At 67.1% G+C, this 13,583-nt stretch carries 10 protein-coding genes; 8 read left to right on the top strand and 2 right to left on the bottom strand.

Going from position 1 to position 13,583, the window contains the following annotated elements:
• Positions 1–33 precede the first annotated feature (33 nt).
• Positions 34–855 (bottom strand): GntR family transcriptional regulator, encoded by an 822-nt coding sequence (locus IEY07_RS13825; protein WP_188895959.1) that lies wholly within the window; start codon positions 853–855, stop codon positions 34–36.
• Between the two features lie 161 nt (positions 856–1,016).
• The gene (gene lon, locus IEY07_RS13820; protein WP_188895958.1) at positions 1,017–3,398 is read right to left on the bottom strand and encodes an endopeptidase La; all 2,382 of its coding nucleotides are present in this window, start codon (positions 3,396–3,398) and stop codon (positions 1,017–1,019) included.
• A gap of 338 nt (positions 3,399–3,736) precedes the next feature.
• Between lon and IEY07_RS13815 the strand changes: the two genes are divergently transcribed.
• The 8 genes from IEY07_RS13815 (at position 3,737) to IEY07_RS13780 (ending at position 13,543) form a co-directional block, all read left to right on the top strand.
• Positions 3,737–4,306: an HdeD family acid-resistance protein gene (locus IEY07_RS13815; RefSeq protein WP_188895957.1), complete on the top strand. Its 570-nt coding sequence runs from the start codon at positions 3,737–3,739 to the stop codon at positions 4,304–4,306.
• 86 nt (positions 4,307–4,392) lie between these two features.
• Complete coding sequence (gene malQ / locus IEY07_RS13810; RefSeq protein ID WP_188895956.1) at positions 4,393–6,591, top strand: 4-alpha-glucanotransferase; 2,199 nt, start codon at positions 4,393–4,395, stop codon at positions 6,589–6,591.
• Positions 6,592–6,611: 20 nt separating this feature from the next.
• Positions 6,612–7,583, top strand: coding sequence for a cation diffusion facilitator family transporter (locus IEY07_RS13805; protein WP_229670091.1), 972 nt, complete (start codon positions 6,612–6,614; stop codon positions 7,581–7,583).
• Positions 7,580–8,899, top strand: coding sequence for a 1-deoxy-D-xylulose-5-phosphate reductoisomerase (dxr, locus tag IEY07_RS13800; protein WP_188895955.1), 1,320 nt, complete (start codon positions 7,580–7,582; stop codon positions 8,897–8,899). Before IEY07_RS13805 ends, dxr begins: the two co-directional genes overlap by 4 nt.
• Before the next feature lie 4 nt (positions 8,900–8,903).
• Positions 8,904–10,220 (top strand): M50 family metallopeptidase, encoded by a 1,317-nt coding sequence (locus IEY07_RS13795; protein ID WP_188895954.1) that lies wholly within the window; start codon positions 8,904–8,906, stop codon positions 10,218–10,220.
• Positions 10,221–10,234: 14 nt separating this feature from the next.
• Positions 10,235–11,383: a flavodoxin-dependent (E)-4-hydroxy-3-methylbut-2-enyl-diphosphate synthase gene (gene ispG / locus IEY07_RS13790; protein ID WP_188895953.1), complete on the top strand. Its 1,149-nt coding sequence runs from the start codon at positions 10,235–10,237 to the stop codon at positions 11,381–11,383.
• A gap of 59 nt (positions 11,384–11,442) precedes the next feature.
• Positions 11,443–12,297 carry a GNAT family N-acetyltransferase gene (locus IEY07_RS13785; RefSeq protein ID WP_188895952.1) on the top strand — a complete coding sequence of 285 codons (855 nt, stop codon included), beginning with the start codon at positions 11,443–11,445 and terminating at the stop codon, positions 12,295–12,297.
• Between the two features lie 232 nt (positions 12,298–12,529).
• On the top strand, positions 12,530–13,543 hold the full coding sequence (locus IEY07_RS13780; RefSeq protein ID WP_188895951.1) for a RelA/SpoT-related domain-containing protein: 1,014 nt from the start codon (positions 12,530–12,532) through the stop codon (positions 13,541–13,543).
• Positions 13,544–13,583 lie beyond the last annotated feature (40 nt).

Raw genomic sequence — 13,583 nt, 5'->3', positions numbered from 1 at the left:
CGCGCGGTTGAGGGTCGCGGCTCGGCCGGGCGTTCAGATCGTCGGGTCGCCGACCGTGAGCGCTTCGCCGGTCTCGGCCCGCAACCTGTTCTGAGCGGCCGAGGACCGCATCACATGGGTGAACGCCAGCCGGTCGGCACGGGCGTGGCTGATGCTGAATTCCAGCCGACTGCCGCCGACCGCGTGCACTACGCGATTGGTGTCCAGCAGCGCGAAGCCGATCGGCACCCGCAATTCGGCGGCGCACAACGCATCGGCGTTGGAGCAGCTGATCTCCAGATCCGTGTCGCCCACCGGTTCCTTGATCACCTCGCTGATCACCTCGTACGGGGACCGGTCAAGATTGATCGACGGGTTGTCGATGATCACCGCGAACGGGTCGGCCGGCAGGAATGCGGTCCTGATGCTGATCGGGAACCCGTCCAGTGCAGTCAGCGATTCCATGATCACGATCTCATCGCCGACGTCGATGCCGAGTTTGGAGGCCACGACCCCGGTACAGCTGTGCAGGCCCGCATATCGCGTGTGGATGGCGATCCTGGGCGTCACGGAATTCACGTCCTGGGCAAGATCGCGGGACTCGTCGAGCTCGTGCAGCAACGGTCCCGGCGACAACACGAAGGTCCCGGCGCCCCGGACGCGCTCGATCATGCCCTGCTGGCGCAGCACCTGCAGCACCTCGCGGACCACACCCCGGCTGACCTTGAACTTCTTGATCAGCGCATCCTCGCTGGGCAGCGGTTCGGTTGTGCGCGCGTACAGGAATTCCATCCGGAGCAGGTCGGTGACCCATTGCACCGCCTGGACGCGCTCGGCTCCGCGCGGTCGAAATGCAGACATCTCTGGGTAGGCCACCAGATCACCTCGGATGTGCGGGGGAACGGGACACACCGGGACCACGGCGTCGCGGATTTTCCGACAGTCTAGACGCGAACCCACCCTGTTCCCTAGATGTAGAAGGGCCCCAATCCGAAATGGATCGGGGCCCCTTCGAATGGTTTGATCAGGCGATCGGATCAGGCGGCCAGGTCGTGCACCGTGCGCGCATCCTCCAACGCGATAGCCAGCACCTCGGAGACATCGCCGACCGGATGGATGGTCAGCGCCTGGCGCACGGAGTCCGGCAGGTCATCCAGATCCGGCTCGTTGCGCTTGGGGATGATCACATCGGTCAGCCCGGCGCGATGAGCCGCAAGCAACTTCTGCTTGACGCCGCCGATCGGCAGCACCTTGCCCTGCAAGGTCACTTCGCCGGTCATGCCGACGCTGGATTTCACCGGTCGCCCGGAGGCCAACGACGCCAGCGCCGTGGTCATCGTGACACCCGCGCTCGGCCCGTCCTTCGGCACCGCTCCGGCCGGCACGTGCACGTGGATCCGCTTCTGGGCAAGATCACCGGACTGTCCCCGGGACCGCAGGTAGGACAGCGCGATCTGTACCGACTCCTTCATCACGTCACCCAGTTGACCGGTCACGATCATGCCGGCGTCGCCGTCCATCTCGGTGGCCTCGATGAACAAGACGTCGCCGCCGGCGCCGGTCACGGCCAGACCGGTCGCGACTCCCGGTACCGACGTCCGCTCCGCGCTCTCCCGCGTGAACCGCGGGCGACCCAGGTACTCGTTCAGGTTGTCCGTGTCGACAGTGATGGTGCCATGATCATCGCCGCTCGCATCGTCACCGTCCTCACGGTCGGACCTTCCGGAGCCGGGCTGGGAGTCCAGCTGGACGGTCGCCTTCCGCAGTACCTTGGCGATCGCACGTTGCAACTGCCGTACGCCAGCCTCCATGGTGTATTCGCGGGCGATCAGTCCGAGTGCTTCGTCGGTGATCTTGACCTCGTCGGTCTCCAAGCCGGCCTTGCTCAGCTGGTCGGGGAGCAGGTGCTCGCGAGCGATCGCGATCTTCTCATCCTCGGTGTAGCCGTCCAGCGTCACGACCTCCATCCGGTCCAGCAACGGCTGCGGGATGGTGTCGAAGACATTGGCGGTGGCCAGGAACAGCACGTCCGACAGGTCAAGATCGACTTCCAGGTAGTGATCGCGGAAGGTGTGGTTCTGCGCGGGGTCCAGGACCTCGAGCAGCGCCGCCGCCGGATCGCCCCGGTAGTCGGCGCCGACCTTGTCGATCTCGTCCAACAGGATCACCGGATTCATCGACCCGGCCTCGGTGATGGCGCGGACGATGCGGCCCGGCATGGCACCGACATAGGTCCGCCGGTGGCCGCGGATCTCGGCCTCGTCGCGGACCCCGCCCAGGGCCACCCGGACGAACTTGCGTCCCAGCGCACGGGCCACCGATTCGCCGATCGACGTCTTGCCGACACCGGGCGGTCCGACCAGGGACAGCACCGCGCCGGAACCCCGGCCGCCGATCACCGACAGGCCGCGGCGGTTGCGCCGTTGCCGCACGGCCAGGAATTCAACCAGCCGTTGCTTGACATCGTCCAGGCCGGCATGATCGGCGTCCAGCACCTCGCGGGTCCTGCCGAGATCGTCCGAGTCGTCGGTGCGGACGCTCCACGGGATCTCCAGGATGGTGTCCAGCCAGGTGCGGATCCAGCCCGTCTCGGGCGACTGCTCGCTGGTCCGCTCCAGCTTGTTGACCTCGGCCAGGGCAGCTTTGCGGACATCATCGGGCAGATCGGCTTGTTCGACCCGGCTCCGGTAGTCGTCGGCGCCGTCCGGGTCGTCCTCGCCGAGCTCCTTGCGGATGGCAGCGAGCTGTTGGCGCAACAGGAATTCGCGCTGGGTCTTCTCCATGCCCTCGCGGACGTCCTTGCCGATCTGGTCGGCGACCTCCTGCTCGGCGAGATGGTCCTTGGTCCAGCCGATCAGCGACTCAAGTCGAGCCACGACATCCGGCTCGGCCAGCAGCGCGACCTTCTGGTCGTGGTCGAGATAGGGGGCCCAGCCGGCGGTATCGGCCAGTTGCTCGGGGTCGGTGATCTTCTGGACGGAGTCGATCATCTGCCAGGCGTTGCGTTGCTGCAGGATCGAGATCACCAGGGACTTGTATTCGGCTGCCAGTTCGACGGCGCGGGACTCATCGCTGACGATCGTCTCGATCTCGTGGGCCTCGACCCACAGCGCGGCACCGGGGCCGAGCACTCCGGCACCGATCCGGGCACGGGACTCGGCGCGGACCACGGCGGCGGGCTCGCCGCTGGGCAGTCGTCCGACCTGCTCGAGGACGGCGATCGTGCCAACCGGGGCGTACTCCCCGTCCGGGCGCGGGACCAGCAGCAGCCGGTCCTCAGCGGTCTGGGCGGCGTCCACCGCCGCGCGGGCCTCCGACTCATCCAGCTCGATCGGGATCACCATGCCCGGGAGCACCACCGCGTCGGAGAGCGGTAGCACGGGCAACTTCTGGGGTGTCGCTTGGTTTTCGGCGGTCATGTCACAGGCAACGACGCCCGATGCGATCTGATTCCAGAGTTGAGTCGGGTTCGCTCAAGGTGAACGCGGAGGGAGTGGCGAGAGGCGATCCCGGCGGAATTCTGCCGGTGAACGTCGAGCCGCTGGCTTTGTGACCAAGGATGACCTCGCCCGGGGCGACACGCCACGACGGCCCGATCGTCGGCAACAGAATCAGCGAACGCGAACTGGTCCGAGGGTCTCCTGGGAATGGAATAAAGACCATCCGAGCGCTATTACAGGAAGTATCAGCCGAGAGATCCCTCGCTCCCCGCTATGGGCTGTCCCCGGATCGTGCATTCGTACGAAAGGTGGCTTCAATGGCTGTTCTCCAACCGAGCCATGAGTTTGGCTCAACTGCTGCAAAGGTGTGGCCGTGGTCGGTGACCCGCGGCGCTCTGGCCGTGATCTTCGGCATCCTCGGATTCGTCTGGTTGCTACCGGCAGGCACGCTGCGAACCTTCGCCCTGCTGGTCGGGATCTTCGCGATCCTGGACGGCGTCGCCAACGGAGTCGAGGCGGCGCGTCGCCGTGGCACACCGAGACTGCTCCGCGGTGTCGCCGGACTGATCGGCATCGTGTTCGGCATCCTGGCCATGGTGGTGACTGGAGCATCGCTGACCACGATGCTGTGGATGACCGGTGTCTGGGCCTTCGTGATCGGTGGCCTGGAATTCGTTGCCGACCTGCTGGAACGGTCCTCCGGGCACCGTGACTGGGTCTATGGCCTGATCATGGGCGGACTCGGCGTCGTCCTCGGCGTCCTCGCCGTGGCGATCATGCCGTCGCTGACCGGACTGATCTGGCTGGCCGCGATCGCCACCATCCTGTGGGGTGTCGCAGGACTCCTCATGGGTGGCAACGAGCGGAGCCTCTCACACCGCAGCTGATCAGGCTCAGTAAGCGGATCAGGTCTGTCTCGGGCAGGCACCCGGTAGCCGACGGCTACCGGGTGTTTGTCGTCTAGGTTGGGCCCATGTCAGTTGCCCCGGATCCTGCTCGGAACCACCTGTCCGAGCTCGCCGCCGAGGTCGGGATCGCCACTCAGTACGACGACTGGCGCGGCGGACGCCGGCAGGTCGCAGACGACACCGTGATCGCCGTCCTCGCGGCACTCGATCTGGACGCATCGACATCGGAGACGGCAGAACGGGCGGCGTCCGAGCGTCGCGCCGCAGCCAGCCGCCCCGGACTGCCGGTGTGCTGGGTGACCCGAGATGATCATCCGGAGTCGGTCCCGGTCCGGCTGCCCGCCGGTCGTGCCGCCCGGGTGTACGTCGAGACGGAGACCGGTGACCGACTCGACGTCGCGCTGGGACCCGGCACCACCGTCGACGCGGCCGACGGTGTCGAACTGCACCCGACTCCGCTGCCGGACCTGCCGCAGGGCTACCACCTGCTGCGACTCGAGACCGACGATCACCGATGGAGCGCTCCGCTGATCGTCACGCCGGCGCGACCCGGGCGGTCTGCCGGAGCGCAGCAGTGGGGCCTGGCCATTCAGCTCTACAGCGTGCGCTCCCGGGGGTCGTGGGGGATCGGGGACTTCGATGATCTTGCGCGGTTGGGCCGCTGGTCGGCTGCCGAACACGGCGCGGACTACATCTTGATCAACCCGATCCATGCCGCCGAGCCGCGAGCGCCCATCGAGCCGTCGCCCTATCTGCCGGTCAGCCGCCGGTTCGTCAACCCGATCTACCTCCGGCCGGAACTGATCCCCGAGTACGCCGGCATCGACGACGCGACCCGCCGGGTGATCGACGGCCTGCGCTACACCGCGGCCACGTCCGACCGCACCGATGACGACATCTGGGGCAGCGCCCGGATCGACCGCGATGCGATCTGGGGCGCCAAGCTCAGGGCCCTGCAATTGATCTTCGCCGAGCCGCGGAATGACGTTCGGGAGAAGGCCTACCAGGCATTCCTCGAGCGCGAAGGTGTCGACCTTGATCATTTCGCCGCCTGGTGCATGATCGCGGAACAGTACGGGTCCGACTGGCGGGCCTGGCCGGACGCGTTGCAGGATCCTGACTCCGTGGCCGTCCGGGTCTTCGTCCATGATCATCTCGGTCGGCTGGACTTCCATCGCTGGCTGCAATGGGTGACTGACGAGCAACTGGCCCGAGCCCAACAGGAGTGTCTGGACGCCGGCATGCGATTGGGGCTGATGCCCGATCTGGCGGTCGGGGTGCACCCGGGTGGCGCGGACACCTGGGGCCGGAAGCACCTGTACGCGGACGGCATCAGCGTCGGAGCGCCACCGGACGCGTACAACCAGAACGGGCAGAACTGGAGCCAGCGACCGTGGCGGCCCGACCGGCTCGCAGCCGACGGGTACCAGCCCTTCGTCCGGCTGGTTCGCTCGGTGCTGCGGCATGCCGGGGCTGTGCGGATCGACCACATCATCGGGTTGTTCCGGCTCTGGTGGATCCCCGACGGCGCGGGTCCCGGGGCCGGTGCCTACCTGCACTACGATTACGCCGCGCTGGTCGGCATCCTTGCCCTGGAAGCCGAACGGGCCGGGGCGGTGGTGGTCGGTGAGGACCTCGGCACCGTCGATCCTCGGGCCCGGAGCTATCTCGGGGAGCGCGGGATCCTCGGAACGTCGATCTTGTGGTTCGAGAACGACGACGACGGCATGCCGAAGCCGCCCGGCAGCTGGCGCGAGTCCTGCCTGGCCTCGGCCACCACCCACGACCTGCCGCCCAATGCCGCCTATCTCGCCGGTGATCACGTACGCCTGCGGGCCCGGCTCGGCCTGCTGACCAGGCCGTACGAGGATGAGGTGGCGGCCGATCGACAAGCGCGATCGGCGTGGTTGGCCGAGCTGGTCGCTGCCGGCGTGCTGGCCGAGCAAGATCAACATCTGGCCGACGAGGCCGAGCACAGGATCGATCGTGATCTTGTCGATCGGCAGCTGATCGCGTTGCACCGCTATCTGGCGCTCACCCCGGCACAACTGATCAATGTCGCCCTGGTGGACGCGACCGGGGACCGTCGGGCACAGAACCTGCCCGGCACCACCGACCAGTACCCGAACTGGCGGGTCCCGCTGTCCGACAGCACCGGGCGTCCGGTCAGTCTGGAGGACGTCTTCACGCTGTCCCGCGTCGCCGAGGTGATCGGCGCGGTGACTCGAAGCGACCTCGGCCGCGCCGGGCCGCGAAATTCCTGACGAAGCGGGAGAATCTCTCTGTGGATGCCAAGGACGCACGGCTGGACGCTCCCTCCGAGGACGGGGAGAGTCTGACCACAGTGTTGATCGCGCTCGGCGCCAACCTGCTGATCGCGATCGCCAAGACGATCGCCGCGGTGATCACCTCCTCGGCCTCGATGGTGGCTGAGGCGGCGCACTCCTGGGCCGACACCGCCAACGAGATCCTGTTGCTGATCGCCGACCGTTCCGGCCGCAGGGGCCGCGACGCCAGTCACCCGTTCGGCTACGGCCGGGACAGTTACGTCTGGAGCATGTTCGCGGCATTTGGCCTTTTCACCGCGGGCGCCGTGGTCTCGATCATGCACGGAGCCCAGGAGTTGGGCAGCGGTGAGCCGGCCGAGCACTTCCTGATCAACTACATCGTGCTCGGGATCTCCTTCATCCTCGAGGGCACCTCCTTCCTGCAGGCGTTCCGGCAGGCGCGCGGCTCGGCTGACGACTTCGGCACCGAACACACGCTGGAGTTCGTCCTGGACACCTCCAATCCGACTTTGCGCGCGGTCTTCTTCGAGGATTCGGCCGCCCTCGTCGGGCTGATCCTGGCCGGCCTGGGCGTCGGGCTGCACCAGCTCACCGGATCGCCGATTCCGGATGCGCTCGGATCGATCGCGGTCGGCGTCCTGCTCGGCATCATCGCGGTGGTACTGATCCAGCGGAACCGGAATTTCCTGCTCGGCCAGGAGATCAGCTCGCAGCTGCGCAACGCGGTGCTGAACCAGCTGTTGCGCCATCCCGACATCGAGCGGATCACCTACTTGCACGTCGAGTTCGTCGGTCCGGGGCGGGTCTACCTGGTCGCTGCGGTCGACCTGACCGGAAACCAGCGCGAGGACGATCTCGCCGTCCGGCTGCGCAGCGTGGAAAAGCAGATCGAGGGCTATGCAGCGGTCGAGGAGGCGGTGCTCACGCTGTCCACCAAGGACGAGCCGTCCCTGGAACTGGACGCATGAGGAACTGGAAGACTGGACCGGTGAACACCCGGCAGGTCCGCGACGTCGTCATCCTCGGCAGCACCGGTTCGATCGGCACCCAGGCGCTGGAGGTCGTCGGCGCCCGCCCCGGGCTCTTCCGGGTGGTCGGATTGTCGGCCGGCGGTTCGAACATCAGTCTGCTGGCCCGTCAAGTGCTCGATTTCGGGCCGGCGGTGGTCGGCGTCGCGCAGGCCACCGCCGTCCAGGACCTGCAGCTGGCCTTGTACGCCGAGGTCTCCCGGCGTGGCTGGAACCGCGGCGAGGTGAAGCTGCCGAAGATCCTGGCCGGGCCGACGGCCTCCGACGAGCTGGCGGCGTACGGCTGCGACATCGTGCTCAACGCGATCACCGGTGCCGCCGGATTGACCGCGACTCTGGCCACCCTGGCCCAGGGCACGACGCTGGCGCTGGCCAACAAGGAGTCCCTGGTGATCGGCGGCCGGCTGGTCACGTCGGCGGCTGGCGACGGTCAGATCGTCGCGGTCGACTCCGAGCACTCGGCGATCGCCCAGTGCCTGCGCGGCGGCCGGGCGGAGGAGGTCGACCGGCTGATCGTGACGGCCAGCGGCGGCCCCTTCCGCGGCATGACCCGCGAGCAGATGGCCGGCGCCACGCCCGAGCAGGCGCTGGCCCATCCGACCTGGAACATGGGCCGCGTGATCACGACCAACTCGGCCACCCTGGTCAACAAGGGGCTGGAGGTGCTGGAGGCCCATCTGCTGTACGGCATCGATCTCGACCGGGTCGACGTGGTGGTGCATCCGCAGTCGATGATCCATTCGATGGTGCAGTTCGTCGACGGCTCGACCCTGGCCCAGTGCTCGCCGCCGGACATGAGGCTGCCGATCGCGCTGGCCCTCGGCTGGCCGGAACGGCTGCCCGGCTCGGCCCGTGCCGTGGACTGGACGAAGGCCAGCTCGTGGACCTTCGAGCCGCTCGACGACGAGGCGTTCCCGGCTGTCGGCCTGATCCGCCGGGCCGGCAAGCTCGGCGGTACCGCTCCGGCGGTGGTCAATGCCGCCAACGAGGAGTGCGTGGACGCATTCCACGACCGGCGGATCGGCTTCAACGCGATCACCGACATCGCGGCCGCCGTCCTCTCCGAACACACCGCCGAACACACTGCCGAGCATCCTGGCGAGCACACGTCGGACCAGGGTCCGGCGGGAATTTCGGCCGGCAACGTACGCTCGACGCTGGTCAGTGACGACGACCTCACGCTGGATGCGGTGCTCACCGCCGACCGATGGGCCCGGCAGCGTGCGGTGCAGTTGATAGCCGGACAGCAGGAGTAAACGCGTGCACATCCTGATCTACCTCGCGGGCGCCATCGTGTTCTTCGCGATGATCATGGTTTCGGTCGCCCTGCATGAGATCGGGCACCTGGTCCCCGGCAAGATCTTCGACGTCAAAACCACCCAGTACATGGTGGGCTTCGGCCGCACGCTCTGGTCGACCAAGCGGGGCGAGACCGAATACGGCATCAAGGCCGTCCCGCTCGGCGGCTACTGCAAATTCATCGGGATGTATCCGCCCGATCCGGCCTCGGGCAAGCTGCGTACGGTCCGGACCGGCATCTTCCAATCGATCGCGGACTCCGCCCGGCAGGCCGAATGGGAGGACATCTCACCCGAGGACGACGGCCGGCTCTTCTACCAGAAGAAGACCTGGCAGAAGTTGATCATCATGTTCGGCGGGCCGACGATGAATCTGATCCTGGCCTTCGTGACGATCCTGATCGTCAGCCTCAGCTACGGACTGCCGCAATCCACCGCACAGGTCGCCTCCGTCAGCGAGTGCGTGATCCCGATCGCCCGCCAGACCAGCAGCGATCCTGCCCAGCGGCAGTGCCGCCCCGGTGACCCGCAGACGCCGGCAGTCCGGGCCGGGTTGCGCGACGGTGACGTGATCACTGTCTTCAACGGCACCCGGGTGACCAGCTGGAACCAGCTGTCGGACCTGATCCGCGACAATCTTGATCATGAGGCCCGGATCACCGTCCGGCGTGGCGGTCAGAATGTCGACCTCAGGCCCGTGCACACCGTGATCACCGGGGTCGAGTCCAACACCGATCCGTCCAAGATCGTGCAGGCCGGGTTCCTCGGCTTCAGCCCGGCCCAGCAGATGGTGCACGGCGGCCCGGTCTTCGTGGTCGGCCAGCTGTGGTCGATGAGCGAACAGCTGGGCAATGTGATCATCCGGTTCCCGGTACGGGTCTACAACACCGCGGCCAACCTGGTCACCGGTAAGCAGCGCGATCCGAACGGCCCGATGAGCATCGTCGGCGCCAGCCGGATCGCCGGCGAGGTGGCCTCGACGGGCGATGTCAACGTCTCGACCAAGGCCGCGCAGATGTTCCTGCTGCTGGGCACGGTCAACCTGTCACTGGCATTGTTCAACTTCGTGCCCTTGATGCCCTTGGACGGCGGTCATATCGTCGGGGCGTTGTACGAAGCGGTGAAGCGGTGGCTGGCCAGGGTGTTCGGCCGGCCGGATCCGGGCCATGCCGACACGGCGAAGATGCTCCCGGTCGCCTATGTTGTAGGTGCGGTGATCGGCATCAGCGGCCTGATCCTGGTGGTCGCCGACGTGATCGATCCGATCAAGCCGTTCTAGAGAGAAGCGAGAAGATGACGACGATCGACCTGGGACTGCCCGCAATGCCTCCCGAGACCCTGGCGACGCGGCGCAAGTCGCGCAAGATCAAGGTGGGGAAGGTCGAGGTCGGCGGTGACGCGCCGATCAGCGTGCAGTCGATGACCACCACGCTGACCGCCGACATCAACGCGACCCTGCAGCAGATCGCCCAGCTCACCGCGGCCGGTTGTGACATCGTCCGGGTTGCTGTGCCGAGCGCCGACGACGCCGACGCGCTGCCGGCGATCGCGCAGAAGTCGCAGATCCCGGTGATCGCCGACATCCACTTCCAGCCGCGCTACGTCTTCGCCGCGATCGAGGCCGGCTGTGCCGCCGTGCGGGTCAACCCCGGCAACATCAAGGCCTTCGACGACCAGGTCAAGGAGATCGCCCAGGCGGCGACCGAGGCCGGCGTGTCCTTGCGGATCGGCGTCAACGCCGGCTCGCTGGACAAGCGGCTGCTGGCCAAATACGGCAGGGCCACTCCGGAGGCGCTGGTCGAGTCCGCGCTGTGGGAGGCGAGCCTGTTCGAGGAACACGGCTTCCGGGACTTCAAGATCTCGGTCAAGCACCACGACCCGGTGGTGATGATCAAGGCGTACGAGCAGCTCGCGGAGCAGTGCGACTACCCGCTGCACCTCGGCGTCACCGAGGCCGGGCCGGCGTTCCAGGGCACGATCAAGTCCTCGGTCGCCTTCGGCGCGTTGTTGAGCAAGGGGATCGGCGACACCATCAGGGTCTCGCTCTCGGCCGACCCGGTCGAGGAGGTCAAGGTCGGTGCCAAGATCCTGGAGTCGCTGAACCTGCGGCCGCGCAAGCTCGAGATCGTCTCCTGCCCCTCCTGCGGCCGGGCCCAGGTGGACGTCTACAAACTCGCCGACGAGGTGACCGCCGGTCTCGAGGGCCTGACGGTACCGCTCCGCGTCGCCGTGATGGGCTGCGTCGTGAACGGTCCCGGCGAGGCCCGTGAGGCCGATCTCGGCGTCGCATCGGGCAACGGCAAGGGCCAGATCTTCGTCCGCGGCGAGGTCGTCAAGACGGTCAAGGAGAGCGACATCGTCGAGACTCTGATCGAGGAAGCGATGCGGATCGCCGATGAGATGGGCGAGGTTGAGGGCACACCACAGGTCAGCGTCGGCTGAATCGCGGTAGGTTCTCCCCGAGTGGGGTTTCGACGGGCCCACGAAGGGAGGTCGGCCGCATGAGCGAGACAGTGCTGCGATCCGGGGTTCGGGTGTTGACTGCCGCCGACACCGACGGTGCCGTACGCCTTCTGGCCGCCTCACCGATCGACAATGTCTTCGTCGCCTCCCGGGTCCGCAGCTCGGGTCTGGAGGCGCGTGATCTCGGCTGCCCGATCTGGGGCTACGAGGAGGACGGACGGCTCCGGGCGATGTGTCACGCCGGCTCCAACCTGGTCCCGGTGAACGCCTCACCTCAGGCGGTGGCGGCCTTCGCCCAGTACGCCGGGCCGCGCCGGATGTGTTCGTCCATCATCGGACCTGCACCCGCCGCGATGGACCTCTGGCAGCAGCTCAGCGCCCTGTGGGGATCGGTCTGGTCCCAGACCAGGGAGGTGCGGGAGCACCAGCCGGTGCTGGCGATGGACACCGACCCGCTGGTGCCGATCGATCCCGGCGTCAAGCCGATGACCATCACGCACTGGGATGCCTATTACCGCGCCGCGGTCCGGATGTACACCGAGGAGGTCGGCGTCTCCCCGCTGCAGGGCAATCCGGCCGGCTACCGCTACTACGTACGACAGTTGATCACGTCCGGGCGGGCCTTCGGTGTCGTCGACGGCGATCGGGTGATCTTCAAGGCCGATCTCGGCTCCGTCTCGGCCGGAGTCACCCAGGTTCAGGGTGTCTGGCTCGACCCGTCGCTGCGCGGCCGCGGCCTGGCCCCCGCGATGATGGCCGCTGTCGTTCAGTACGCCCGCCGGATCGCCCCGGTGGTCTCGCTCTACGTCAACGACTTCAACGCGCCGGCGCGGGCGACATACGCCCGGGTCGGCTTCCGCCAGGCCGGCGAGTTCGCGACGATCCTCTACTGAATGCGTCGGCTTCCTGCTGCTGCCGATTTTCCCCCGGGATCCGCCCCGATCGCGAACTCAAAGTTCGAGCAGACGGGCGCTACACGCCGGTACGAAGCCGGTACGAACTGGTGCGAGGATGCGTACGCTCAAAGCTTGGGGTTCCGACAAGGCGGAGATGCCGGCGGGAAAGCGTTCGATCTCTCCGTGGGACGTACGGGCGGACGTCAGAATCCCGACCTAGACTCCGTTCGTGCCCGCAATCGACGAAGAGCTGCAGGAGTTGGTCGATCAGACAGCCGACCGGCTGATGCGCCGCTGGGAGCTCGCCGAGGAAGAACTCACCGCACTCCTGCAGGAATCGATCGACACCGAGTGCGCGGTCAACGATCCGGACCGGGTCAAGGTGTCCAGCAGTCGGATCAAGAGCAAGGCGCGGATCGCCGAGAAGATCGAGCGCCGGGTCCGCAACCGCGAGATCAGCATGCCGCAGTGCATCGAGGACGTCCAGAATTCGATCTTCGACATCGTGGGCTTACGGATCATCTGCAAGACGCTGCGCGATGTCGACCTCGCGGCCAAGGCGGTCGCGGCGGCGTACGGGTCGAAGCTGGAGCAGGTCGGCGACCCGAAGGACTACATCCGCAATCCGAAGGCCTCGGGATATCGCTCGCTGCACTACCTGCTCAAGATCACTGTCGACGACCCGGACGGACCGGTCCAGGTCCCCTGCGAGGTGCAGATCCGCACCATGATGCAGGACGCCTGGGGTGAGCTGACCCACGAGAATTCCTACAAGTCCGGCGATGCGGCGCTGCCCGGGCTGTTCCTGGACCTGTCCCGGCACATGGCCGATCTGATGGATCAGGTCGATCAGCTGGCGCTCACGCTGGCCGAGGCCAGCGAGTCGATCCTCACCCAGATGGCGGTGCACAACGAATTCCCGATGATCGATCCGGACAGCGGCAGCCATCGCCCGCCGCTGGAGTCCGGCAAGGTCTACCTGGGGCGGGTGCTGACCACCGGTCGCAACTACGCGCTGGTCCTGGTGGACCAGTTCCGCGGCCTGCTCGGTGCTTCGGAGGTCAAGCAGGCGCTCGGCCTGGACAGTTTCGTCGAGGTCAGCGACTACGTGCTGCCGGGTGATTCGCTGCAGGTACGGATCGTGGAGCACGATCCGGCACGCGACCGGCTCTTGCTCGAGCCCGCTGATCCCGGCGACCTGCGCAGCCGATATGCCAGGCGTCGTACGGGCTCCTCGGGATAGAGTCTGACCGGCGTCCACACCGGTCACCAGAGAGGATCGC

This window comes from Microlunatus endophyticus, from assembly GCF_014646195.1.
In the GTDB taxonomy this organism is placed as follows: Bacteria; Actinomycetota; Actinomycetes; order Propionibacteriales; family Propionibacteriaceae; genus Microlunatus; species Microlunatus endophyticus.
The sequence above is the reverse complement of the archived record's forward strand: the minus strand, read 5'-3'. Positions and strand labels throughout refer to the sequence as shown.

Coding starts and splice junctions, on each gene's coding strand:
- lon (WP_188895958.1), bottom strand. CDS start 3,398: ATGACCGCCGAAAACCAAGCGACACCCCAGAAGTTGCCCGTGCTACCG.
- IEY07_RS13815 (WP_188895957.1), top strand. CDS start 3,737: ATGGCTGTTCTCCAACCGAGCCATGAGTTTGGCTCAACTGCTGCAAAG.
- malQ (WP_188895956.1), top strand. CDS start 4,393: ATGTCAGTTGCCCCGGATCCTGCTCGGAACCACCTGTCCGAGCTCGCC.
- dxr (WP_188895955.1), top strand. CDS start 7,580: ATGAGGAACTGGAAGACTGGACCGGTGAACACCCGGCAGGTCCGCGAC.
- ispG (WP_188895953.1), top strand. CDS start 10,235: ATGACGACGATCGACCTGGGACTGCCCGCAATGCCTCCCGAGACCCTG.
- IEY07_RS13785 (WP_188895952.1), top strand. CDS start 11,443: ATGAGCGAGACAGTGCTGCGATCCGGGGTTCGGGTGTTGACTGCCGCC.